Origin of the sequence: Pseudomonas fluorescens (genome assembly GCF_018614775.1) — a bacterium.
GTDB classification, from domain to species: domain Bacteria; phylum Pseudomonadota; class Gammaproteobacteria; order Pseudomonadales; family Pseudomonadaceae; genus Aquipseudomonas; species Aquipseudomonas fluorescens_BY.
Map to the genome: position 1 here is coordinate 7245 of NZ_JAGGOF010000059.1, position 25545 is coordinate 32789.

Genomic DNA, 25545 nt, shown 5'->3' on the forward strand with positions numbered 1-25545 from the left:
CGCGGAGCGGGGGAACGATCAGTCTATGGCGTGGACTTTTTGGTGAACGCCTGTGGGAGCGAGCTTGCTCGCGATGACGCTCTTCAATTCACCACAGGCCAGGAAACGGCCAACGCTGCAGAGTTTTATTTTATCGCCGTCCGCCCCATCAACCGAGTAAAGGCACTGCCATTTCCTTTAGACTTGCAGCCCTCAAGCACGCCTTCGGGACACGGAATGCCAAGCCCCCACAGCACCCTACGCAAAGCCCTGGTCGTCTGGCTGTACGCCGCAGCCCTGTTGCATCTGTTCGGCGGCGTCACGCTGAGCTGGGCAGGGCATTCGGGATTGTTCGATAACTATCTGCTGACCCTCGAACAGGCGTTCTGGGCCAGCGCTGCTGCGCCCGCTGCGGCCCGGGCGCAGCAGGTCTGGTGGCTGGCGTTGTTCGGTGCCACGTTGCAAAGCTATGCGCTGTACATGCTTGCCCTTGTCCATATCGGCAACCGACTGAAGCGTGCCATGCCTTGGGGCTGGATCATCGCCGGCATCCTGCTCTGGGCTCCCCAGGACATGCTGATTTCTGCCCAGGTCCGGATGTGGTCGCATCTGTGGCTCGACAGTCTTGCCTTGCTGGTATTGCTGCCGCCGCTGTTCTGGCTCTATCGCCATGACAGCAAAAACTCTGCGTCAAGTGAGCCGGGCCATGATTGATTCCGCGCCGGTGAGCAAGCCGCTGATGTACCTGCTGGCAGGCAACGGGAGTGCCGCCGATTGGTGGGACGACGCGCTACCGCACTTTGAGCGCTACGACGTGGTACCGCTGGAGTTGCCCGGCTTCGGCAACAACCCTCAAGCCCCGTGCGAAGACCTGGCCGCCTACGCCCAGGCGTTGCTGGCGATGACGATCAGCGGCAGCGCGATCACCGCGGTGGGCGTGAACGCATTGTTGGTGCTGCACGCCCTGCAACGACAGCCGGGGCACTTCTGCCGCAGCGTGTTGCTGGCGCCGGTGGGGGCGTTTCTATGGCGGCGGCGCTTGCCGGCATTGATGTCGCCACTGCCTGTGCGCAAAACCATTCATTGGTTGCTGGCGAACAAGCCGAGGTTGTTTGCCCACAAGTTTTCCAACCAGACCTGGACGCCAGCGCAGTACCAGCGCATGGGCGCCGGCTATGCCCGCTGCCGCGCCTTCGTGCCGCATTGGGATCTGGTGCGGGCGGATACCGCGTTGCCGCTGCTGGAATGGATCACCGACCCGGTCGAACTGGTCTGGGGTGATCAGGACAACGTACTGGGTATCGAGCAGGCGGCGGCCTGGTCGGCAATTCTTGCCCGTGCCGACCTGACCATCAGCTTGAAACCCGGCTGGGGCCATTACCCGTGGATTGACGCGCCTGCTGAATTTGCCGCGTGGCTGGAATCGGGCGAACGTGGGTTTGTCGCCCACACCAAGGGCGGGCGCTTGCGGCTCGCGGCCCTGGCCGGGCAGGCGGTGCCGCCGGCGCTGACACTCAACGATTGTCACGATCCGCGCCTGCCGGCATTTCTCGACAGTCAACCGGACGCCACGTGGGCGGTGCGCTCTTCCAGTTATGGCGAGGATCAGGCCGATGCGGCAAATGCCGGTTTGAGCACGACGTACCTGCGGGTACCGGCGTCGAGCGTGCTGGAACGCATCGCCGAGTTGAGCGCGATGGGCGTCGAGGAAGTGGTGGTGCAGCGGTTCATCACGCCGGTGCTGTCCGGCATCGGCTTTGTCCGGCATCTGTCGGTCGAAATTGAGTGGGTCGAAGGACATCTGGAGTCGTTGGCCGATGGCAAGGTGAGCCCCGAACGCGCGATCATCTCCCGCCTGGGCGACGCCTGGAGCAGTGGCACCTTCAAGCCCGCCCATGGTTTGAACGCGGACCTGTTGTGGCGCTTCCTGCAAGACGCGCTGCGGGTCTTCCACTACGTGCCCGGTGACATCGAATGGGCCTGGGACGGCAAGCAACTCTGGCTTCTGCAATACCGGCCGATCAGCGATTACGGCTGGCGTCGGCACCTGACCGCCGCCAACATCGCCGAGATCCTCCCGCCACAACCGAGCGTGTTGGTGGAATACGCCCAGCGCCGTGCGGCGGCGAGCATCCCGGCGGTCATGGCGCGTTGGGACGCCCGGGTATTGCAAGACAACGAGCCTTTCACGGCGGTGTTTGGCGGCGCGTCGTATATCAACAACGACCTGTTCCTGGCTCGACTGGCAGACTGGGGCATCAGCGCCAGCAGCTACGCGGGGGAGGTCGGCGGCGCGACACCCCATCTGCCTTGGCGACCGCTGCGCCTGCTGCGTTCGTTGCGGCTGTTCCTGCGCATGCAACGTATTGCCCGCGGACATCTGCTGTCCCTCGAACACGGTTTACGGCGCTTCGACGAAGAGCTGGCGGAGCTGACCGGGCAAGGTGCTGATGGACAGCGACTTGCCGATTGGTTCACCCGTTTCTACGTGTTCGTGGTGCAGGGCAACCTGTGCATCGCGACGGCCTTGGCTAGCAGCGGTGGCGCGTGGCTGGGCCGACCGCCCACCGCCTATGACAACCTGGAATCCGTCCCTCATCGGTTGCCATGGGAAACCGACCCGGCCACCCCGCGCCCGGCACCGATCGCGCTGCCCTTGCAGGCGTTTCCACAATGGCCGCGGCCCGTACGCGTGGCGCATTCGAGCGGCCTGCCGGGGTTGCGCGGTTACTATCTGCAAGTGCGTGAGTGGTACCGCGACAACCTGATGCGGATGTTCTTTCGCCTGCATCACGCCATGCCGATGGCTGATCGGGCCCATTGGTTTGCGCCGCACCCGGACATCCGCACCCGCGACGGCAGTTTCTGGCAGGACGGCCGCGAGGGTACCGAGCAGGCGGCGGGGTTCCTGATTTATCCCGGTCAGGCGCAAGGCATCCTCGGCGATGACATCCTGCTTGAAGACACCCTGGACCCGGGTCGCCACGCGCACTATCAGCGTGCCCAGGCCGTGATTGCGCGCATGGGCGGACGCTTGTCCCACGGCTCGACACTGCTGCGCGAATTGCGCAAACCTTCGGCAGTATTGCCCCTGGTGGACGCGACCTGGCTGGGGCGGGAAGTGTTGTACCGCGACGGTGAGCTGACCTTGCTGGAGTAGCCGCTGACGAGGGGAGCCATTCAGATCATGCGAACGTAGTTGCCTTATCAAAAGCGTTATAGCCGTCGACGAAAAAAACAATACGCACAAACTCAATCCCCAGAAACGAAAAAACCGGCCGAAGCCGGTGTTTTCACCCCAACGGCCAGAGAATTTAATCTCTGCGTACGGGGTTGGGCAACGCAATCCTAAGTAGAACGTCTTACGGCGTCAATCGAGACAAGAGATTTTCATACATCACGGCTATTCCCTTGACGCTCCCCACCGCTGTCGTAGACTCCGCCCATCCGTCAGGGAGTAACGGTCATGCAGCGTTTTTGCAGTTGGGTTGTGGGATTGACCTTTGTAGCGTGCGGCGTTCAGGCGCAAACGCCTGTCGCAGACGATCCGTTGCTCGAGAGCAACGTCGCGGCCAGTGCGCCGGGTGGCAATGAAGCGCGAGGGGTGCTTCGGGCGCGGGATCAGGCGGTGCTGGCCAGTGAGTTGGCCGGACGCATTGTCGAGTTGCCATTCAGCGAGGGCGAGTCGTTCAAGAAGGGCGATACCCTGGCGCGGTTCGATTGCTCGGCCTATCAGGCCCAGCTCAATGCAGCCCAGGCGGCCAGCCGCGGTGCCGGTGAAGAGCTGGCGCATAACCGGCAGCTGGCGGAGTTGAAGTCGGTCGGACGCTTCGAAGTGTCGCGGGCCGAGGCACGGCTCAGCGAGACCCAGGCGCAGTCCCAGGTGTACCAGGTGCAGGTCAGGCGCTGCAGCGTGATCGCACCGTTCGACGGCCAGGTCGTGGCGCGCAAGGTCCAGCGCTATGAAAGCGTGGCGGCCGGTGCGCCGTTGCTGGACGTGGTCGACAACCGCACGTTGGAAATCCATCTATTGGTGCCTTCGCGCTGGATGGACCGGCTCAAGCCCGGCCAGCCTTTCACCTTTATTCCCGATGAAACCGGCAAGCCGCTGCAAGCGACGGTCAAGCGCCTGGGCGCGCGCATCGATGAGGGCAGCCAGACCTTGCTGCTGGTGGCGAGCGTGCCGGACGCCAGTGGCCTGCTGTCCGGCATGAGCGGTACGGCGCGTTTTGCGGAGTCCAGGTGAACGCGCCGATCACGGGCAGCGCCGAGCAGGTGTTTGCCCGCTTCCTCGACCTCGAGCGCCAGACCCGGGCCGCCCGTACCCCGGCGCAATTGAGCTACAGCCTGGTCAATGACGGCCAGGCGCTGTTCGGGTTTCGCCATGCCGCGTTATTGATTGCCGGCAAGGTGCAGGCGGTGACGGGCGTCAGTGCCGTGGAGCCGAATGCGCCGTTCGTGGCGTTTGTCGAGCAGGCGGTGGCGCAGTTGTTCAAGCAGGGGCAACTGAACCAGGCCCGGGTGATTGCCGCCGATGGGGTCAGTGAGTCCATTCGGGCGGACTGGCGAAGCCTGTCGGCCGGGCAGGTATTCTGGCTGCCATTGGTCGATCACCAAGGACAGGTGTTCGGTGGCTTGTGGCTGGCCCGTGATCTGCCGTGGACCCCGCCAGAACAAGTCCTGCTGTCGCAACTGGGCGACACTTACAGCCACGCCTGGCTGGCCTTGCAACCGCGCAAACCGTGGCGCCTGCGCTGGACGCGCAAACGCCAGGTCGCGCTGGTGGCGGTGCTGTTGCTGGGGTTGCTGATCCCTGTCCGTCAATCGGTACTGGCGCCGGCAGAAGTGGTGCCGCTGGGCGGGCAAGTGGTGGCGGCGCCGCTGGATGGTGTCATTGCCGAGTTCATGGTCAAGCCCAACCAGGCCGTCAGGAATGGCGACCTGCTGCTGCGTTTCGAGAGCACCAGCCTCAAGGCCCAGGCCGATGTGGCCGAGCGTGCGCTGGGCGTGGCCGAAGCGGAGCTCAAGGCCAACTCCCAGCGTTCGTTTGCCGATGCCGAATCGAGCTCCAAGATCGATCTGCTGGCTGCCCGCGTCGAGCAGAAACGTGCCGAGCGCAACTACGCGATTGAGCTGCTCAAGCGCAGCGAAGTACGTGCCGAGCGGGACGGCATTGCGGTGTTTGCCGATGCCGAACGCTGGCTGGGCAAACCGGTGCAGACCGGCGAGCGGCTGATGGAGATTGCCGACCCCAACCAGGCCGAGCTGCGCATTGAGCTGGCGGTGGGCGACGCGATTGCCCTGGAACCCGGCGCACAAGTGGCGCTGTTCCTCGACAGCGATCCGTTGCAACGACATCTGGCCTGGCTCGAACGCTCGGCCTACGAAGCGCAACCCACTGCTGCCGGGCAATTGGCTTATCGGCTGGATGCGCGTTTCGACGCGGCGGCGCCGCGGATCGGCCTGCGGGGCACGGCGAAAATCTTTGGTGATCGGGCCCCGCTGGCCCTGTACCTGTTGCGTCGGCCGCTGGCCGGGCTGCGCCAGAGCGTAGGCCTGTAGCATGGACCTGCCGAGCCTGCGGCCAGACCTGCAATTGTCTCCAGCGGCTCCGGACCCGGACGGTTCGCCGCAATGGACGTTGGCCGATCCGGTGCGTGGGCGTTACTTCAAGCTGGGCGCGGCGGCGATGCGCATGCTGCGGCATTGGTCCCTGGGGGACCCGGACCGGGTGCTGCAAGCCGCGAACCGGGAGCCGGGTTTGCCACTCAATGGCGAGTCGCTGGAACAGTTGCTGGGCTTTTTGCGGGGGCACGATCTGATCAGCGCGATGGACCCGCAGCAGCGCGACAGCTATCAGTTCAAGACCGCCGCCCAGCGCCAGAGCCTGTGGCAGATCCTGTTGCACCAATACCTGTTCTTCCGCATTCCGCTGTGGCGCCCGGACGCCTTTCTCAATCGCGCCTGGCCCTGGCTGGCACGGTTCGGCCCCGGGATCCTGCGCTATGGACTGCCGCTGACCCTGGGCGTCGGGGTCTTCCTGGTATCGCGGGATTGGCAGCGGTTCGTGGCGACGTTTCCGCACCTGTTCAGCCTCGGTGGTGCGCTGGCGTTCGGGGTGGCATTGTTTTTCGCCAAGCTGTGCCATGAGCTTGGCCATGCCTTCATGGCCAAGCGCGCCGGCTGCCGGGTGCAGAGCATGGGCGTGGCGTTCATGGTGCTGTTGCCGATGTTCTATACCGATGTCAGCGATGCCTGGCGGATCAATGACCGGCGGGCGCGGTTGCTGATTGGTGCCGGCGGGGTGCTGGCGGAACTGCTGCTGGCGTGCATCGCCTTGCTGGCCTGGTCGCTGCTGCCGGACGGGCCGGCACGCACCGCAGCCTTCATGCTCGCCAGTGCCACGTGGATCACCACGCTGATCATCAACCTGAACCCCTTCATGCGCTTCGACGGGTATTTCCTGCTCAGTGATTTCTGGGCAGTGGATAACCTGCAAGGGCGCGCATTTGCCCTGTGTCGCTGGCGCCTGCGCGAGGCGTTGTTTGGCTATGGCATGACGGCACCGGAGCCCTGGTCGCCGAAGATGCGCCGACGTCTGCTGGTGTGGGGGTATGGCTCCTGGTTGTGGCGCGCGGCGTTGTTTTTCGGCATTGCCCTGGCGGTCTATCACCTGTTCTTCAAGGTGCTGGGCATTTTCCTGATGATGGTGGAATTGGTCTGGTTCATTTTTATGCCCATCGTGAATGAGTGGCGGCAGTGGTGGAGTCGCCGTGAGCAGGCCCACGGCCCGCGTGTGCTGCTAAGTGGCTTGGCCTTGCTGGCGTTGGTGTTGGCGTTGTTGCTGCCTTGGCGCAGTGCCGTGGAGGTACCGGCGATGCTGGAGGCCGGCCGCGCCAGTGCGTTGTATGCGCCGGCGGCGGCGCGGGTCAAACAGGTGAATGTGCACGACGGCCAGACAGTGGCCCAGGGCGATGTGCTGATTGAATTGGAGTCTCCGGACATGGCGTCGCGCCTGGCCATCGTGCGCCGGGAAATCGAGATCCAGCAGTTGCAGATGCGGCGTCAGGCCGGGCGCAGCGAGACCGCGGCCGATGCCAGCATCATCGAACAGCAACTGGCCGAGGCGGTGGCGCAATACCGAGGGCTGGTCGCCCAGCGCGAACGCCTGTTGCTGCGTGCACCGCATGCCGGCCAGGTGCGCGACCTGCTGCCGCAACTGGCGATGGGACGTTGGTTGTCGCCGACGCAGCCATTGGTGCGCGTGGTCCAGACCGACTCACGGCTGCGCGGTTATCTCACCGAAGCCGAGCTGTGGCGGGTCAATGCCGGTGCCACGGGGCGTTTCATTGCGGACGATCCGATGCACCCCTCCATTGCCGTGCAATTGAATGAGATCGACACCAACGGCGTGGCCTGGGTCGAGCAGCAGGCGTTGACCTCCGATCACCATGGGCCGATTGCCGTGCGCCGTGATTCGCAGCAGCGGGCCGAACCGGTGCAGGCGCAGTACGGCGTGCGTTTGAGTGCTATTGATGGCGGGGTTGCGCCGCTGCAACCGCTGCGTGGCGTGGCGGTGTTGCAAGGGCAGGGTGAGTCGGTACTGGGAGCGGCCTGGCGTCGGTTGGCGGCGCTGGGTGTGAGGGAAAGCGGGTTTTAAGGAGAGCGCATGGATTCGGTGTCGGCAGAGGGGCTGGTGGTACGGCCATCGCGGGTCAGTGATGGGCCGTTTTTGCAGGGCCTTTACCAGGCGGCGCGACCGGATCTGCAATGGATCGACGGTGAGCATGAGCAGGTGCAGCAGGTGATCGCCCAGCAGTTCCAGGTGCAGGAGCAGGGGCTGGGGGAGAACTTTCCCAATGCCATGCATTACGTCGTGGAAAAACTCGGCACGGCCATCGGCGCCTTGAGCACCGATTTTGGCCCGAATGAAATCCGCGTGCTGTACCTGGCGTTCATCCCCCAGGCCCGTGGCCAGGGTTATGGCCGGACCGTGTTGCAGGGCGTGCAGAAAGCCGCGCAGCAGATCCGCTGCCCGGTGGCGACCGTGGTCTGGTCCAGCAACCCCCACGCGCGCCGGCATTACCTGGCGCTGGGCTTCGAAGTGCAGGAACGCAACCCGGCGGCGGAGCGGCTGGTCTGGTATCCGAAGGGCGACTGACAATTTTTTAGGCGCACCACATTCCCAGTGGAAACTACAGCGTGGTTTGCGGCACACAACCCTGTGGGAGCCGGGCTTGCTCGCGATAGCGGTGTACCAGGTTACCGATCTACCAACCGAGTCACCGGGGGCTGGCGTCACGAGCAAACTACGCCCCGAGTCTCTTTCACTGTAGGAAACAGCGCGTTCCCTCTTGGGATATTTCCTATTCTATGTTGATACCCCTGCCAACCGGGTTGCTACCCGCCACGTCCCGTCGTTCTATTAGACGCTCCGATATCGCCAGGCTTGGCGCTTACACCCCTGCGCCGTAAAGGCGTGTCGCGCTGATCAAACATTCCGAAACTGACGTTCAATTTACGGTCGCAAAAGGCATGCACTGACCGCATGAAAAGGAGCAAAACCAATGACTGAGGGTTATTTCATCGGCAAAGGTGACAAGACCAGCTGCGGTGGGGAAGTGCTGGACGGTGATGACAGGGTCAACATGTATGGCCTGCTTCATGCCCGCGAAGGTGATCGCGTCTCTTGTGGAAAGGACGGAAAAACCTACCGGATCCGGGGTGGTATCTCGAACATGATCAGCCATGGCAAGCACGTGGCCGGTACGCTCGATAGCCACAGCACCTGCCCTTGCAACGCGCGACTGATCCCTTCACTGGCCTGGGCCTCCTACGTGAATGCGGATCCTGCTCCGCAAGCCAGTCGGGCCGCCCAACCAGCCCCACCGCCCCCAACCAGCGCCCCGGTCCCGCCGCATCACTCCGGTTTCGCCTTTCCCAACAACCCGCCGCCCGCAGTATTCAGTCGCCTGGAACCTCAAGACCCAGGCTTCTATGTCGTCCCCAAAAGCGTGACCCGCGAAGCCCTGGAAGCCACGCTGTTCCCGTTATGCCACGCATGTGCAGGCAACCAGCCGTGCCGCGAAATATATGCAAACGGGCGGACATATCGGCATCGGGGTTGGCGCGGTTTCTTCGTTGCTGGCGATTCAGCAAGTGTGTAACGGCGATTCTGAAGTCGCTTGTGAGCGGGTCAGGTTTACCGAGGGAGGGAAATTTTCTGGATCAGCCCTCGGCGGCTGGGCCGGTGGAGAAATAGGCAAATTAGCCAGCGGGCGGATCTGTCTGGCGCTTGGTGTTCGTACATACGGCATTGGGAGTGTTATTTGTGTTGCGGCCCTGGTAGGAACTGGCGCGTGGGGAGGTACAGCTGGCGGCAGTTTCATGGGTGAGGGTGCTGGCGAAATATTGTACGAAAAAACTTTGCCATGACTGGAGGGGGGTTCTGGAAATCCTGGTTAGCTTTCTGGCTCATGGCTGGCCCACTCCTACTGAGCTTTGCAGGTGCGATATTCAGTCTTTACCTTAGCCGCCGTCACTTGGACTCGATGAAGAAGGCCTTGAAGAACAGTCGGTATATTTATCTTTGGGGGCCGAGCTTGGGGAAGCGGGGATTGGTTTGGTCCCTCTTGGAGATAGCGAAAATCGCCGGGATGGTGGTGTGGCCAAAAGCCTATATCCGGCTAGGTGATGTGGACCCAGTTGACGTCGAAAATTTCCCCTCTGACTTGAAGCGTCTGTTGATCGTCAAGGTGACGATGACGGTCATCACCGCCATTTGGATGATAATTGCAGTCGTGCTGATCAAGCTCAGATAAGGCGTCGGTGCCGTGCTGTGTCATGGCCATAGTGGGTGTTGGCGCTTGGGCAGGTACAACGGTTCTATGAGCGCGTCATTTTAAAAAGTCTGTGCGAGCCCGCTCGATCCCTCAGGGGCGCAGGGCCACAAGCCCTGCGCCATGGATCAGTTACGAGATGGGAAAAGCCCATTCAGGGCGATGCTGAAGTTGATCGCCAGGAACGGGTTCATGATTGCCATCGGCAAGCCATTGCCCGTCGGCGCAACCGTGCCGCTGACTGTCGTGGTCACGCCTTTGAGCGGCACCGGCGAGGCGCCTATCTGGTTGGAATAGATATTCGCGGCACCCGGCCCGGTACCCGAAGTGCCAATGAATGAGTTGGTGGCGGTTGGCGTATTCGCCGGATTGCTGGCCGGGTTCGCCAGTTGCAGGGTGGTGGTGGCGGTGATGCCGGTGAGGGCGTGGGTGTGGTTGGGCAGGTTGTTCAGCGTGGCAGTCACGTTTTCGGTGCCGGAAACCTCCCCGATGACCCGTGGGGTCAGGCCCGGTCCGTCGCCCTGGCCCAGGGGCAGTCGGCCTTGCAGGTTGGGGAGCATGAAGTTGCTCTGGCCGTTGCCGCCGTAGTAGGTACCGAGCAGTGAGAACAACGCTTGATATTGCGCGACGGCGAGCGTCTGTCCGTTACACAGCGCCCAGCCATTGGGTGCGAAGTTAAAGGCGAACGACTGGATAGTGCCCAGGAAGACTTCCATAGATTCCTTATCCTTCAGGTTATTGGTCTGGTGTTGCCAGGGAGGAAGGCTGGGTTCAGCTCGCCTCCTTTGTCCTCTGGCCTGATCACACACGGCTGAGCGTAGACGGGGTTACTGCATTTTGCCGGGGCAAGATGTGTGGATTGGCAGCAAGGTCTGCATCCACCAAAAATCCCCTGTGGGAGCGGGCTTGCTCGCGAAAGCGGTGGGTCAGCTTGCATTGATGTTGACTGTGCAGCCGTCATCGCGAGCAAGCTCAGCTCCCACAGGATTTCAGGTTGTCAGCAGGGGCTGTGACGCCCGCACGCTAATTGAACGCGATGTAGAAATACCCAACCGTCGGGTCCCGTCCCATGGGTGGCGTTCGCGACACGAACACGCCTTCGAGCCTGCCCAGTTCAGGCACCTCCAGCGCGCAGAGGCCATCGACGAATTCGGTGGCTTGCAGGCTGTTGAATTCCACACTGAACGGCATCCGCTCTGTATTCGGCATCCTTGCCCGGGGCGTTTCCTCAAGGGTTTCGATTCGTATGGGCAAGCAACTGCCGTCGGGCAGGATCAGGCTGCTGGTTCGGCCCAGCAGCGGTTGGAAATGATGGCTATGGACGGCTTGCAGCATGTCGATACTCCAACAGGTCGGAGGGCTGCGACCCTCCGATGGGGCCTCAGTTGCGGGATGGAAAGTAACCTTGAAGGGCGATGCTGAAGTTGATCGCCAGAAACGGGTTCATGATCGCCATTGGCAAGCCATTGCCCGCCGGCGCAACCGTGCCACTGACCGTCGTGGTCACGCCTTGTAGCGGCACCGGCGAGGCGCCTATCTGGTCGGAGTAGATATTCGCTGCGCCTGGGCCGGTACCCGAGGTGCCGATGAACGAGTTGGTGGCGGTTGGCGCACTCACAGGATTGCTGGCCGGGTTTGCCAGTTGCAAGGTGGTTGCGGCGGTAATGCCCGTAAGGGTGTGGGTGTGGTTGGGCAGGTTGTTCAGGGTCGCGGTCACGTTTTCGCTGCCGGAAACCTGGCCGATGACCCGCGACGTCAGGCCCGCGCCGTTGCCCTGGCCAATGGGCAGGCGGCCTTGCAGGTTGGGGAGCAGAAAGGTGGTCTGGCCGTCGCCTCCATACGTCACACCGATCAGGGCAAACAATGTCTGGTACTGGGCAAGACTGAGTGTCTGCCCGTTGCACAGTGCCCAGTCCCTGGGCGCAAAGTTGAACGCGAACGGTTGAATGGTCCCGATGAATACTTCCATGGAATTCTGATCCTTCAGTGGGTGGCTCTTGCGTTTGTCTGGCACGGCTGAGCGTAGACGCGGAAGTTTCATTTCGCCGGAGCAGGAGGGTAAAAAATGCTGACGGACCGCTTAATCGATTCACGTATGACGAGGGCCCATACCGTCCATCTTTTTTACAGGTCAAGGGATATTTGATATCAAAGTACTACTAGGCGAGATTTATTTCCTCGGCTACGCTTCGGACACGAAGGGACTACAAACGGTGAAAGGATTGTCACAGTTCCACTTTATTTCCGGCTTGCCGCGCTCGGGCTCGACCCTGCTTTCTGCGATCCTGTTGCAGAACCCGCGCTTTCACGCCGGCATGACCAGCCCCGTCGGCTCGCTGTTCAGCAGCGTGTTGCAGCAATGCAGCGCCGGCAGCGAATTCGGCTCGGTGATCGACACCGACCTGCGCCGCCGCCTGCTGCGCGGGCTGTTCGACTCCTACTATGCCGACAAGGCCGACACACCGGTCATCTTCGACACCAACCGCCAGTGGTGCGCGCGGCTGCCGGCCCTGCAAGACCTGTTTCCCCAAGCCAAGACCATCGCCTGTGTGCGCAACGTCGCCTGGGTGCTCGACAGCCTGGAGCGGCTCTATCGCGCCAACCCGTTCGAGAACACCAAGCTGTTCAACGACGATGATGAGCGCAACACCGTCTACAGCCGTTGCGAAACCCTGGCCCAGCGCAACCGCCTGGTCGGGTTTGCCTGGACGGCGCTCAAGGAAGCCTATTACGGCGAGAACGCCGAATCGCTGCTGGTCGTTGACTACGATCTGTTGAGCCAGGCCCCCGACCGGGTGATGCGGCTGGTCTACGAATTCATCGGCGAGCCTTGGTTCGAACACGATTTCAATCACTTGACCTACGACGCCCCGGCCTTCGACCAGGCCCTGGGCGTTGCCGGCCTGCACAAGGTCAAGCCCAAGGTTGCGCCGCAAGCCCGGCGGACCCTGTTGCCGCCGGATCTGTTTGAAAAGTATGCCGAGTTGTCGTTCTGGCGCGATGGGTCTGCCAGTGCCGCCAATGTCATCCGTATGAAAACCGACGCCGCGCTCAGCTGATCGCGGTTTTTTTCATTTGCGTGTTCAAGCAGTTCGAGTCCAGGTGAACGTCATGTGGTGGAGCAAAGGTAAATCGCGGGTAACCGAGGGCGCACAGGCCCTGGCATCGCCAATGATCATGTCGCTGGAGCCGCGCATGCTGTTCGACGGCGCGGTGGCCGCGACCGTGGCCGAGGCTGCGCAGCCGGACACCCACCCGACCGCTGAGGCGGCGAAGACGCCGGTGGCCGACCAGCCGGCCGATACCCATGCGCCCCAAGGCCAGGTGGATGCCACCCAGGCCGCCGCTGCGGGCAAGTCGGTGGTGTTTGTCGATTCCCGGGTCAAGGATTCCGCCAGCCTGCTTGAAGGCGTCGCACCCGGTACCCAGGTGGTCCAACTGGATGCCACCAAGGACGGGCTGCAACAGATTGCCGATTACCTGGACACCCACCAGGGCGTCAGCTCGGTGCAAATCATTGCCCACGGCAACGCCGGCGACCTGTGGCTGGGCAACGCCTACCTGTCGGCGGATAACGTCCAGGCCCGCAGCGAGGTGCTGGCGCAGATCGGCCAGGACATGAATGCAGGTGGCGATATCCTCATCTACGGCTGCTACACCGCCCAGGGCGACCGCGGTATGGAACTGGTCGATTCCCTGGCGCAACTGACCGGCCGCGACGTGGCGGCCTCCAACGACCGTACGGGCCTGGGTGGCGACTGGGACCTGGAAATTGCCACCGGCAACATCGAAAGTGCCAATGTGCTGTCGACCCGGGCCATGAGCGAATACCAATGGGGCCTCGCCACCTGGACCGCCACCAATAACGCCAACACCGGCGTGGGCTCGCTGCGCGCGGCCCTGGCTTCGGCACAGAACGGCGATATCGTGACCTTCAGCAGCGGCATGACTGTCGCACTGACCCAGGTGCTGGTGGTCAACAGAAACGTGACCATCGACGGCGATCTCAATAACGACAACGTCGCCGATGTCACCCTCGACGGGCAATTCCGCACCCAAGTCCTCAGTGTCACGTCTGGTACGACGGCCACCCTCGATGGCCTGGTGATTACTCGCGGCATGGTGGCAGGCAACGGCGGTGCTGGCGGCGACGATGCCCTCGTGGCCAAGGGCGGCGGGATCTACAACGCCGGAACGCTGACCCTGCGTAACGTCACGTTGACCGCAAACGCCGCATCGGGCGGTGGCGGTGGTGGTGGCGTGACGCCGCAGTACGCTGGCGGTGGTGGTGGCGGCGGTGGCGCCGTCGGCTCCGGTACTGGCGGCCGTGGCGGCGATACGCTCAATGCCACGGGCTCCAATGGTTCGGCTGGACAGGGCGGTGCTGGCGGCGGCTTCTTCAACATGGGCGGGCGCGGCGGTTCTTCGACTGGCGGTGCGGGCGGCTCGGCGTATCCGGGCTACAGCACCGGTTCGGCCGGCGGCACAGCCTCCAGCGCGGGCTTGTCCATCGGCGGCGGCGGTGGCGGCGACGGCTACAACGACATCGGCGGTGCCGGTGGCGGCGCGGTGGGGGGGATCTACAACGACACGGGTGCGACCTTGAAGGTCATCGGTAACTCGGTCATTTCCAACAACATCGGCGCGGGTGGCGGCGGCGGTGGTGGCGGAGCCGGTGGCGGCTACAGCCAGACCGGTGGCGCGGGCGGCGTGGGGGTCGGCGCGATCTGGAACAAAGGCGCGATCCTGATTACCGCCGCCAACTTCGCGGCCCTGTCGGGCAACGTCGGCGGCAGCGGCGTTGGCGGCACCAGTGCGGGCACGGCGGGTGTATCACCGGCGTCGGTGACCAATGTCTACGGCGACGGCGGCACCATCAACACCAACTACGTACCGGACGTGACCCCGCCTACCGCGACCGTGGTGGTGGCCAACACCAGCCTGAACTCCGGCGGTACGTCGCTGGTGACCGTCACCTTTTCCGAAGCCGTGACCGGCTTCACTGCATCCGACCTGACGGTGCAGAACGGCACCGTCGGTACCTTCAGCAGTGGCGACGGCGGCATCACCTGGACCGGCACATTGACGGCGGCCAGCAACATTGCCGACACCACCAACGTGATCACCCTGGACAATACCGGCGTCGCGGATTTGGCCGGCAACGCCGGCGTGGGCACCACCAACTCGAACAATTACGTGGTCAACGACACCGTGGCGCCCACCGCGACCATCGTAGTGGCCGACACCGCGCTGAGGGTGGGCGAAACGTCCCTGGTGACCATCACCTTCAACGAGGCGGTCACCGGTTTCACCACCGCCGACCTGACCGTTGCCAACGGCACGCTCACCGGGCTGAGCAGCAGCGATGGCGGCATCACCTGGACCGCCACCCTGACACCGGACGCGGACATTACCGATACCACGAACCTGGTGGTGCTGGACAAGACCGGCGTCGCCGACCTGTCGGGCAACGCGGGCGTGGGCACCACCAATTCGAACAACTACGCCATCGATACCCTGCGCCCGACGGCCACCATCGTGGTGGCCGACACCGCGCTGAGTGTGGGCGAAACGTCCCTGGTGACCATCACCTTCAACGAGGCGGTCACCGGTTTCACCACCGCCGACCTGACCGTTGCCAACGGCACGGTCACCGGGCTGAGCAGCAGCGACGGCGGCATCACCTGGACCGCGACGCTGACCCCGACCGCCAGCGTCAGTGACGCGACCAACCTGATCACGCTGAACAGCGGCGCCATTGCCGATCTGTCCGGCAACGCCAACACGGGCACCACCGACTCGAACAACTATGCGATCGACACGCTGCGCCCGACCGCCACGATCGTGGTGGCCGACACTGCGTTGGCCGCGGGCGAAACCTCGCTGGTGACCATTACCTTCAGTGAAGCCGTAAGCGGGTTCACCCTGGCCGACCTGACGACCCCCAACGGCTCCCTGAGCGGCTTGAGCAGCAGCGACGGCGGCATTACCTGGACCGCGACGCTGACGCCGAGCGCCAGCATCACCGACGCCACCAACCTGATCGTACTGGCGAACACCGGTGTGCTCGACGCGGCCGGGAACGCCGGCACCGGCACCACCAACTCCAACAACTACGCCGTCGACACCCAGCGCCCAACTGCCAGCATCGTGGTTGCGGACACCGGGCTTAGCATCGGTGAAACGTCTCTGGTCACCATCACCTTCAACGAGGCGGTCACAGGGTTCACCGCTGCCGACCTGAGCGTTGCCAACGGCACCGTCACCGGGCTGAGCAGCAGCGACGGCGGCATTACCTGGACCGGGACACTCACGCCGAGCGCCAGCACCAGCGATGCCAGCAACCTGATCACGCTGGATAACACCGGGGTGAGCGACGCGGCGGGCAACGCCGGCAGCGGCACCACCGATTCCAACAACTACGCCATCGACAACGTGCGTCCTACCGCGACGATCGTGATCGCCGACACTTCGCTCAGCATCGGCGAGACGTCCCTGGTGACCATCACTTTCAGTGAAGCCGTGACCGGCTTCACCCTGGCCGACCTGACGGCCCAGAACGGGCTGCTGAGCAACTTGAGTACCAGCGACAACATCACCTACACCGCGACCTTCACACCGAGTGCGGGCATCGGCGACACCAGCAACCTGATCACCCTGGATAACACCGGCGTCGTGGACGGGGCGGGCAATGCCGGCACGGGCACCACCGACTCGAACAATTACGCGATTGACACGCTGCGCCCGACCGCCACCATCGTGGTTGCGGACACGGCGTTGAGCGTCGGCGAAACGTCGTTGGTGACCATCACCTTCTCCGAAGCGGTCAGCGGCTTCGACAATTCGGACCTGAGCGTGGCCAACGGCACGTTGAGCACGGTCAGCAGCAGCGACGGCGGTATCACCTGGACGGCGACCCTGACGCCGACCCTGGGAATCAGCGACGCTTCCAACCTGATCACCCTGAACAACACCGGCGTCAGCGATGCGGCGGGCAACGCCGGCACTGGCACCACCAACTCCAACAACTACCAGGTCGACACCAACGTACCGACAGCGACCATCGTGGTGGCCGACAACGCACTGAGCATCGGCGAAACATCGCTGGTGACCATTACCTTCAACTCAGCGGTCAGCGGTTTCGACAATTCCGACCTGACCATCAGCAACGGCACCCTGAGCAACGTCTCGTCCAGCGATGGCGGCGTGACCTGGACAGCGACCTTCACCCCGAGCGCCAGCGTGTCCGACACCAGCAACGTGATTACCCTGGACAACACCGGCTTGATCAACGGCGCGGGCAATGCCGGCGTGGGCACCACCGATTCCAACAACTACGCCATCGACACCGTGCGCCCCACCGCGACCGTTGTTGTCGCCGACACGGCCATTGCCGCCGGCGAGACGTCGTTGGTGACCATCACCTTCAGCGAAGCCGTGACGGGTTTCACCAGCGCCGACCTGAGCGTCGCCAACGGTACGCTCAGCGGGCTGAGCAGCAGCGACGGTGGCATCACCTGGACGGCGACGTTGACGCCGACCGTTGGCGTCAATGACACCAGCAACCTGATCACCCTCGACAACAGCGGCGTCGCCGACCTGGCGGGCAACGCTGGCAGCGGCACCACCGATTCGAACAATTACACCCTCGACACCCAACTGCCGACCGCCACTATCGTGCTCAGCGATTCAACGTTGAGGCCGGGCGAAACCGCCCAGGTGACCATCACCTTCAGCGAGGCGGTGACCGGTTTTACCAACGCCGACCTCACGGTTGCCAACGGCACGTTGAGTGCCGTCAGCAGCAGCGACGGGGGCGTGACCTGGACCGCCACGTTCACCCCGGCCCTCGGCGTGACCGATGCCAGCAACCTGATCACCCTGGACAATACCGGCGTGAGCGACGCGGCCGGCAACGCCGGCACAGGGACTACCGACTCGCCTAACTACACGGTCGAGACCCGGGTGCCAACCGCCACGGTTGTGGTGGCCGACAACGCCCTCAAGGTCGGTGAAACCTCGCTGGTGACCATCACCTTCTCGGAAGCGGTCAGCGGGTTCGACAACGCCGACCTGAGCGTGAGCAACGGCACGCTGAGCAATGTCTCGTCCAGCGACGGCGGCGTGACCTGGACGGCGACGTTCACCCCGGCAAGCAACATCACCGACACCAGCAACCTGATCAGCCTGGACCCCGGCGGGGTGGTCAACGCGTCGGGCAACAGCGGCGTCGGCGTGGTGAACTCCAACAACTATGCCGTCGACACGGTACGCCCGGGCGCCACCATCACCGTGGGCGATACCACCCTGGGCATCGGCCAGACCACCACCGTGACCATCAGCTTCACCGAGGCCGTGTCCGGTTTCGACCTGTCGGACCTGAGTGTCGCCAACGGCGTGTTGTCCAACCTCGCCAGCAGCGACGGTGGCCTGACCTGGACCGCAACCCTGACGCCTACCGTGGGTGTCAACGATGCCACCAATCTGATCCTGCTCGATGCCAGCACGGTGCAGGACCTGGCCGGCAACGCCGGCGCGGGTATCGCGATCTCCAGCAACTACACACTCGATGCGACCCGGCCCACCGCGACCATCGTCGTCGCCGATTCGAACCTGAGCGTGGGCGAGACGACGCAGGTGACGTTCACCTTCAGCGAAGCGGTGACTGATTTCGATTTGTCGGACCTCAGCGTCACCAACGGCGTGCTGACCAACCTGACCACCAGCGATGGCGGCAAGACCTGGACGGCCACGTTCACGCCAACGGTGAACCTCACCGATCCGAGTAACTTCATTGCCCTGGACACCCATAACGTCAGCGACCTGACGGGCAACGCCGGGGAAAGCGTGGCCGTGTCCAACAATTATGCAATCGACACCGTGGTGCCCAACGATGTGAAGCCGCCACCGGAATACCTGACGTCGGACCCTGTCACGGTCATGCCGCCGTCCGACGTGCCGTTGCAGCCGATCGTGTTCACGCCACCCACCGGCAACCTGGGCTCGCCGCTGGGCTTCCCGCCGCTGTTCGAGCAACGGGACGTGGGCGGTGGCCTTCAGCCGATCGGCAGTATTTTCATCCATCAGGGCGCACTGGCGCCGAGCTACATCGCCCAGGTCTTCAGCACTGACGGGGGGAGCGATGGCACAGCGCAGGGGTTCCTGGGCTTTGGCGGTGGCGATGGCGGAGTGTTTGGCAGTAGCACGATTTCGACGCTGTTCAATCACGATTCCGGTTCTGACAGCGAATCGATGAACGCCTTCGGCAACTCATCGATGCAGGGGGGGGATGTGTCCCAAGGCTTGCGCGGGATGTTCGGCGCGCCGACCTTGGGCCAGCAACTGCAACACTTCAAGGACACTGAACAGCGTCAGGTCGATAGCCTGGCGATGGCTTTGCAACAGGTCGGCATCAGCCAGGTGCAGGCCTGATAAATCTAAAAAATTGGGGCAGTCAGGGGCAATCCAGGGAATGAATAGAAGTCAGAAGTTCTTCGCAATGAGCGCGCTGGCGTTGGTGGTCAGCGGTTGTGCCGTCACCAGCGAGCCGATCGATCGAAGCGTCAGCGAACAGCGCGCCAGGACCGACCTGCAGAACATGTACAAGGGCCAGGAGCCCCTCAGTGGCCCGCTGACCTTGCACCAGGCCATGGCCCGAGCGGTGAAGTACAACCTCGAAGGCCGCTTGAAGATCATGGAGGAGGCCCTGGCCAAGCGTCAGCTGGACCTGGCCAGTTTCGACATGCTGCCGCGCATGGCCCTGGATGCCGGTTATGTCGGCCGCAACAACGTCAGCGCCTCCAGTAGCCAGAGTGTCGAAACCGGCACCCAGTCCCTGGAACCGTCGACCTCCCAGGACCGCGACCGTGAGGTGGCCGACCTGACCATGGTCTGGAACGTCCTCGACTTCGGCGTGAGCTACATCAGTGCCAAGCAGGCCGGCGACCAGCGGCTGATCGTCCAGGAACGTCGGCGCAAGGTGATCAACACCATCGTCCAGGACGTACGTTCGGCGTACTGGCGCGCCATGGCCGCCGAGCGCTTGCTCAAGCAGATCGACAGCCTGATGGCCCGGGTCGAGGCGGCGCGTGGCAACAGCCAGAGCATGAGTGAACAACGCATCGGTGACCCGGTGCAGGCCTTGGGTTACCAGCGCTCACTGATCCAGGCCACCCGCCAGCTCGAAGAGCAGCGCCGGGCGTTGTCGTTGGCGAAGACCGAACTGGCGACGCTGATCAATCTGCCGCTGGGCACCGAGCTGACCCTGGCGACCCAGGATGAATACGAGATTCCGGAGCTCAAGGTCGATCTGGCGCGTCTTGAACAGGAAGCCCTGACCAGCCGTCCGGAACTGCGCGAGCAGGACTACCAGACGCGCATCACCGCCGCCGAAACCCGCAAGGCCATGCTGCGCCTGTTGCCGGGGCTGGAGTTTTCCGCCGGTGGGCATTACGACAGCAACTCGTTTTTGGTGGAACAGGGCTGGGCCGACTATGGCGTGAAAGTCACCTGGAACCTGTTCAACGTGATCTCCGCCCCGGCGGCCATCGACGTGGCGAAGGCCGGCGAAGAAGTCGCGTCGGCGCGGCGCCAGGCGATGTCGATTGCCGTGCTGGCCCAGCTGTATGTCGCCAGCGCCAACTACCGCGAGGCACTGCGGCAGTTCAAGACCAACCAGCAGCTGTCGGACATCGACGGGCAAATCGTCGGCCAACTGCGCAGCCGTCACGAGGCCGCCGGCATCGGCGAGCTGGACCTGATCCAGGGCGAACTGAACACCTTGCAGGCCGATCTGCGCCGGGACCTGTCCTATGCTGACCTGCGCAACGCCTACGGCCAGATCTTCGCCAGCGCCGGGCTCGATCCGCTGCCAAACGAAGTGCAATCGACCGCGGTACAGTCGATCGCCACGGCGTTGGCTAACCGCGAAGCAGCGTGGGCCCAGGGCAATATCACCGTACCGACGACGGCAGCGGTGGCTAAATAACGGCGCGTGCCCATGACGCGCCCGGCGTTCTCCCGGCTACCGCTGACGGTGAACCTGCCGTTGCTGTTGCAGGCATTGGCAGCGGTTGAAGAGGCGCGTTGGCAGGGGCATTTCAACACCGCCTACTACAGCGGTGACTGGAGTGGCGTGGCGCTGATTGCCCCGGCGGATGCCCTGACCGAATTATCGCCGGGGCGCGGTCAACCCTTGCGTCGCGAGCCTTGGTCGAAGGACGTCCGCTGGCACGCGGCGTTGTGCGAATGGCCGCTGGTGATCGTCTCGGCCCGGCTGCTGCGGCTGGGCCCCGGTGGCTGCATTCACGAGCACTGCGATTATGACCTGGGCGGGCCGGACGCTGACTTGCGCCTGCACGTTCCGCTGCTCAGCTCGCCGGGCGTGGATTTCTGGCTGGATGGGCAAGTTATCCCGATGACGGTAGGCGAATGCTGGTTTCTCGACCTGGCGCGGCCTCATCGTGTGGTTAATCGCAGCCCTTCGGCGCGGATTCACCTGGTGCTCGATTGCCGCCCCGGCCCCTGGCTGGAACGGCAGATCACCGACGGACTGTCCACCACGCCGGCGGCAGGTATCGGGCAAAGCGACTTCGCCCGTTTGCAACACTGCGTGGAAGCCGATCCCCAACTCGCCCAAGCCTTGCAGCGTGTGCATGACGTCGATGCTTTCATTGAGTGCGCCATCGCACAAGGTGCCGAACGAGGCCTGCACATCACCCGGGAAGAATTGCAGGCGGCCATGCGCAAAGGTCGTCGGCAGTGGAGTGACCAGTGGAAGGGTTGAGTCTGCAAGGCTGGCTGCCGATCCGCGTATGGCAAGAGGCGGGGCAGTGGCGGGTCGACTGGTGCTGGTTCGGTGAGGCGCGATTGTCCCAACCCTTCTTCGGCGATGCCGTGGACGATGCCCTGCGCCTGCCCTTCAACCAGGCGTTCCGGCGCCAGACACCGTTGAGCGCGCTCGCTCAGTGGCAGCAGCAGAGCCCGGGCCTGGTGCCCAGTGCATTCATTTTCCATGCCTCGCGTTGCGGCTCGACACTGATCAGCCAGATGCTGGCGCAACTGGACGACCACCTCGTCATCTCCGAGCCGCCGCCATTGGATACGCTGCTGCGCAGTGATCTGCCGCCCGCCGAACGCGGCGCGGCGCTCAAGGGACTGCTATCGGCCTATGGGCAGCGTCGGCGGGGCGTGGAGCAGCGATTGGTGATCAAGCTCGATGCCTGGAACATCGGTGAGTTGCCCCGGTTGCAGGTGTTTTTTCCCGACACGCCTTGGCTGTTCGTGTATCGCGATCCCTTGGAAATTGCCGTTTCGCATCTGCGCCGACCCGGCATGCACATGGTGCCGGGGATGATCGGCGCGAGCGGGCTGGACGATGGCTTGCCGTTTATCGGCCAGGAAGACTTCATTGCGCGCAGGGTTGGGCGGCTGTTGCAGATAGGGGGGGAGCATTGCCAGGCATCCGCTGGGATAACCGTTGACTACACGGAACTGCCCGGGGCCATGGCGGGCAGGCTGGCGGATTTTTTCCAGCTTGATGACGGGCAACGCAGGCAGGTGTTTGCCACCGTGGACCGACATGCCAAGCAGCCGGCGCAGGGGTTTACCGGGGATAGCGAGGAGAAGCGGCGGGAGGCTTCGTCGTTGCTGCGCGAGCGGGTGATGGCGTGGGCGCAGGGGGCGTATGAGGCGCTGGAGACGTTGCCCCGGTAGAGGGCTGAAAGTTGCTTCGGTGGCGAGGCAGCAAGCTCCCTCGCCACCGGTGCGATGCTGATCTGCGGTTACATCAGGGCTTGTTCGGCGACAGCTCCGCCATCCCCTTGAGCAATTCGATCGGCAGGGGGAAGACGATGGTGGAAGTCTTGTCCCCGGCGATCGACCCCAGCGTCTGCATGTAGCGCAGTTGCATGGCGCCCGGCTGGCGTCCGAGCATTTCAGCGGCCTGCATGAGTTTTTCCGAGGCTTGCAGCTCGCCTTCGGCGTGGATCACCTTGGCCCGGCGTTCCCGTTCGGCCTCGGCCTGGCGGGCGATGGCGCGAATCATCGATTCGTTGAGGTCTACGTGCTTGATCTCGACGTTCGCCACTTTGATGCCCCAGGCATCGGTCTGGGCGTCGAGCACCTGCTGGATGTCGTTGTTCAACTGTTCGCGCTCGGCCAGCAGTTGGTCCAGGTCATGTTTGCCGAGAACCGCACGCAAGGTGGTCTGGGCCAATTGGCTGGTAGCCATGAGGAAATTCTCGACCTGGATAATGGCCTTCTGTGGGTCAAGCACGCGAAAGTACAGCACCGCGTTGACCTTCACCGAAACGTTGTCCCGGGTGATGACGTCCTGGGGCGGCACGTCGAGCACAATCGTGCGCAGGTCGACGCGGATCATCTGCTGCACCACCGGAATCAGCAGGATCAACCCCGGCCCCTTCACTTGCCAGAATCGGCCAAGCTGGAACACCACCGCGCGTTCGTATTCGCGCAGGATCCGGAACGTCGAGGCCGCCAGCGCGATGACCAGCAACAGCAGCAGCGTAAAACCGATTTGCATACCCATCTCATGCTCCTTGTGAATCAGCAGGGGCCACGTCCAGCAACAGGCCTTTGCGGGCGATGACTCGTACCGCTTGCCCGATCCGCAGCGGCGTCACGCAGGATACCTGCCAGCGTTCGCCTTCCAACTGGACCCAACCGTGATGATGGTTGCCGGCCTGCAACGCGGTCACCGCCGTGACGCTGCCCAACAGCGCGGCGTCGCCGCTGACGGGGTGACGGGGCCGGGTCTTCAAGGCCCGGATGACCAGGCCGATCAGCAGCAAGGCGCTGACCAGGGCCAGGCTGATCATCAACGGCACCGGGACTTCAGCGTTGGTCAGGATGACCGCGCCGATCACGCACAAAATGATCCCGCCCAGCCCGGCAACGCCGTAATTGGGCAATGCCGCCTCGGCGGCCAGCAAGGCCACGCCCACCGCGACCAGCCAGAAACCCAGCGGGTCGGCACCCGGCAGGGCATAGCCGTCGGCAGCCCACACCGGCCCGCTCATGAGCAGCAGCGCGACCGTCAACCCGCGAATGTCCACCGGAGCCTCCAGGCGTTTTCGTCGTGACGTTACCTTGAGTCTAGTCGAGGGCTGGGCTGATTGATTTTTGATCAGTCTGGCGGTCGTCGGGAGACTAGACTGGCGGTAGAGAACATCCGCCTTGAAGCCTTGGAGTGCCCGATGGAAAAGCCGATTCACAGCCTTCCCGCCTTGTTCAAGCAACTGGGCCTGCCCGACGATGCTGTCAGCATCGATCAGTTCATCGCCACGCATTCGCCGCTCAAGCCCGAGTTGCACCTGGCCGACGCGTTTTTCTGGAACAAGGCCCAGCAACAATTGCTGCGTGACGAAATCCTTGAGGACGCTGACTGGGCGGTGGTGGTGGATCAGTTGAACGTGTTGTTGCGCAAGGGCCGGGGGTGAGTGAGGCGCCTGAACAGCCTGTGGGGAAATTCATGAGCGCAAAGCCCGTGGGAGCAAAGCTTGCTTTCACATTCCACAGACCTGACGGAGTGTACGGCCGCAAGAGCCAGGTCGGCTATAAGGCCGCCTCGGCGAGCTTGTGATCTGGGGGCCCCGTTAACCACGATGGCCGAACGCAGGTATTGAGGAGTGGGTAATCCGGCATGGATGCCGGATTAGCCGCGCTGGGCCATGGATGGCCCTTCGCGGCGGGCCCACGGAGCAATGCCTGCGTTCGGGCATGCCGAGCCCAGGCGAGGCACCGAGTGGTGGGGCAAGCCTTTTTTGCTTACTTTTTTTGGCGTCTGAAAAAAAGTGAGTCGCCGTCAGGGCGAAACCCTAAGTAGCCGTTACCGCAGCAATGGATATGCACACAAACCCACAAAACATAAGCCGACAATCAGGCCGCCATCGCGAGCAGGCTCGCTCCCACATTCGATCTGAGCACAGCCGGAGAATCAGATCGGTTGTCAGGCCGCCTCGCGAGCAAGCTTTGCTCCCACAGGTTGCTCCCACAGGTTCGCTTCAGGACAAGTAACTTGTTATTCAATACAGTTATTAATAAATAGCTTCTTATTCCTTAAACAATATAACTCTCCTCCCTATACTTGTCCGGAAACAGACACGCAGGAGAGCTCCCATGCGCAACGAATCGATTCGCTACCTGATCGTGCCGGGCTGGCAGGGATCGCCAGCAAATCATTGGCAAAGCCACTGGCAGAACAGCTTGCCCAACAGCGCCAGGGTCGAGCAGGCCGATTGGTTGACGCCCCGGCGTGAGGACTGGGTCGCGGCGCTGGCCGAGGCCATTGCCAGCGACAGCACGCCCGTGATCCTCATTGCCCACAGCTTGGGCTGCATCACCGTTGCCCATTGGGCCGCCACCGCGCCGGTGCAGTGCCTGCGGCAGGTGCGCGGGGCACTGCTGGTGGCGCCGGCGGATGTCGAGCGGCCTGCCTGCATCCCGGCGTTGCGCAATTTTGCGCCGATTCCCATGGACCTGTTGCCGTTCCCCAGCCAAGTGGTCAGCTCCGACAACGACCCCGCCGTGAGCGCCCCGCGCGCCCTGGAGTTGGCGCTCAGTTGGGGGGCCGAAGCCGGGATCCTGGCCGGGGCAGGGCACATCAATGTGAAGTCCGGCCATCAGCGCTGGGAGCAGGGGTTCGCTTACCTCTATCGCCTGCAAAACCGCATGGAGCATCACGCCCTGCGTCGCGCCTGATTTTTTT

Annotated in this window: 20 protein-coding genes; 15 read left to right on the top strand and 5 right to left on the bottom strand. The window is 63.3% G+C overall.

The features are described 5' to 3' along the window. Positions 1–216: 216 nt before the first annotated feature. From J7E36_RS16385 to J7E36_RS16420, 8 genes are all read left to right on the top strand, one after another. Positions 217–693 (top strand): cell division protein, encoded by a 477-nt coding sequence (locus J7E36_RS16385; RefSeq protein WP_215004819.1) that lies wholly within the window; start codon positions 217–219, stop codon positions 691–693. Next, the gene (locus J7E36_RS16390; RefSeq protein ID WP_231286391.1) at positions 686–3139 is read left to right on the top strand and encodes a PEP-utilizing enzyme; all 2454 of its coding nucleotides are present in this window, start codon (positions 686–688) and stop codon (positions 3137–3139) included. The genes J7E36_RS16385 and J7E36_RS16390 overlap by 8 nt, the downstream gene beginning before the upstream one ends. Before the next feature lie 306 nt (positions 3140–3445). Continuing rightward, complete coding sequence (locus tag J7E36_RS16395; RefSeq protein ID WP_215004744.1) at positions 3446–4225, top strand: efflux RND transporter periplasmic adaptor subunit; 780 nt, start codon at positions 3446–3448, stop codon at positions 4223–4225. After that, a complete protein-coding gene (locus tag J7E36_RS16400; protein WP_215004747.1) occupies positions 4222–5541 on the top strand; it encodes an efflux RND transporter periplasmic adaptor subunit in 1320 nt (439 codons plus the stop codon). The genes J7E36_RS16395 and J7E36_RS16400 overlap by 4 nt, the downstream gene beginning before the upstream one ends. Position 5542: 1 nt before the next feature. Beyond that, positions 5543–7639, top strand: coding sequence for an efflux RND transporter periplasmic adaptor subunit (locus J7E36_RS16405; protein ID WP_215004750.1), 2097 nt, complete (start codon positions 5543–5545; stop codon positions 7637–7639). Positions 7640–7648: 9 nt separating this feature from the next. Then, on the top strand, positions 7649–8140 hold the full coding sequence (locus J7E36_RS16410) for a GNAT family N-acetyltransferase (protein ID WP_215004753.1): 492 nt from the start codon (positions 7649–7651) through the stop codon (positions 8138–8140). Between the two features lie 406 nt (positions 8141–8546). Beyond that, complete coding sequence (locus J7E36_RS16415) at positions 8547–9146, top strand: PAAR domain-containing protein (protein ID WP_215004756.1); 600 nt, start codon at positions 8547–8549, stop codon at positions 9144–9146. Between the two features lie 384 nt (positions 9147–9530). Continuing rightward, positions 9531–9800: a hypothetical protein gene (locus J7E36_RS16420; protein ID WP_331275360.1), complete on the top strand. Its 270-nt coding sequence runs from the start codon at positions 9531–9533 to the stop codon at positions 9798–9800. Positions 9801–9946: 146 nt separating this feature from the next. Here the strand turns inward: J7E36_RS16420 and J7E36_RS16425 are convergent, their stop codons facing one another. The 3 genes from J7E36_RS16425 to J7E36_RS16435 all read right to left on the bottom strand — a co-directional run bounded on the left by J7E36_RS16425 (position 9947) and on the right by J7E36_RS16435 (position 11787). Beyond that, positions 9947–10534, bottom strand: coding sequence for a phage tail protein (locus J7E36_RS16425; RefSeq protein WP_215004762.1), 588 nt, complete (start codon positions 10532–10534; stop codon positions 9947–9949). 307 nt (positions 10535–10841) lie between these two features. Beyond that, positions 10842–11153, bottom strand: a complete 312-nt coding sequence (locus J7E36_RS16430) for a DUF6916 family protein (protein ID WP_215004765.1) — start codon at positions 11151–11153, stop codon at positions 10842–10844. Between the two features lie 46 nt (positions 11154–11199). Continuing rightward, complete coding sequence (locus tag J7E36_RS16435) at positions 11200–11787, bottom strand: phage tail protein (RefSeq protein ID WP_215004770.1); 588 nt, start codon at positions 11785–11787, stop codon at positions 11200–11202. A gap of 244 nt (positions 11788–12031) precedes the next feature. Here J7E36_RS16435 and J7E36_RS16440 point away from each other — a divergent pair, with 244 nt between their 5' ends. The 5 genes from J7E36_RS16440 to J7E36_RS16460 are packed head-to-tail and all read left to right on the top strand — an operon-like array spanning position 12032 to position 22532. Beyond that, positions 12032–12877 (top strand): sulfotransferase family protein, encoded by an 846-nt coding sequence (locus tag J7E36_RS16440; RefSeq protein WP_215004773.1) that lies wholly within the window; start codon positions 12032–12034, stop codon positions 12875–12877. 52 nt (positions 12878–12929) lie between these two features. Further along, positions 12930–19250: an Ig-like domain-containing protein gene (locus tag J7E36_RS16445; RefSeq protein ID WP_215004776.1), complete on the top strand. Its 6321-nt coding sequence runs from the start codon at positions 12930–12932 to the stop codon at positions 19248–19250. Between the two features lie 40 nt (positions 19251–19290). Further along, on the top strand, positions 19291–20805 hold the full coding sequence (locus tag J7E36_RS16450; RefSeq protein ID WP_215004779.1) for a TolC family protein: 1515 nt from the start codon (positions 19291–19293) through the stop codon (positions 20803–20805). Between the two features lie 12 nt (positions 20806–20817). Next, positions 20818–21603 (top strand): aspartyl/asparaginyl beta-hydroxylase domain-containing protein, encoded by a 786-nt coding sequence (locus J7E36_RS16455; protein ID WP_215004782.1) that lies wholly within the window; start codon positions 20818–20820, stop codon positions 21601–21603. After that, a complete protein-coding gene (locus J7E36_RS16460; protein ID WP_215004785.1) occupies positions 21591–22532 on the top strand; it encodes a sulfotransferase family protein in 942 nt (313 codons plus the stop codon). The genes J7E36_RS16455 and J7E36_RS16460 overlap by 13 nt, the downstream gene beginning before the upstream one ends. A gap of 73 nt (positions 22533–22605) precedes the next feature. Here the strand turns inward: J7E36_RS16460 and J7E36_RS16465 are convergent, their stop codons facing one another. Together J7E36_RS16465 and J7E36_RS16470 are read right to left on the bottom strand one after the other, a co-directional pair. Next, on the bottom strand, positions 22606–23367 hold the full coding sequence (locus J7E36_RS16465; RefSeq protein WP_215004788.1) for a slipin family protein: 762 nt from the start codon (positions 23365–23367) through the stop codon (positions 22606–22608). 1 nt (position 23368) lies between these two features. Further along, positions 23369–23893, bottom strand: a complete 525-nt coding sequence (locus J7E36_RS16470; protein WP_215004791.1) for an NfeD family protein — start codon at positions 23891–23893, stop codon at positions 23369–23371. Between the two features lie 141 nt (positions 23894–24034). Here J7E36_RS16470 and J7E36_RS16475 point away from each other — a divergent pair, with 141 nt between their 5' ends. Together J7E36_RS16475 and J7E36_RS16480 are read left to right on the top strand one after the other, a co-directional pair. Continuing rightward, positions 24035–24277: a DUF2789 domain-containing protein gene (locus J7E36_RS16475; protein WP_215004794.1), complete on the top strand. Its 243-nt coding sequence runs from the start codon at positions 24035–24037 to the stop codon at positions 24275–24277. A 679-nt stretch (positions 24278–24956) separates the two neighbouring features. After that, entirely contained in the window at positions 24957–25538 is a 582-nt protein-coding gene (locus J7E36_RS16480) for an alpha/beta hydrolase (protein WP_215004797.1), read from the top strand. Positions 25539–25545 lie beyond the last annotated feature (7 nt).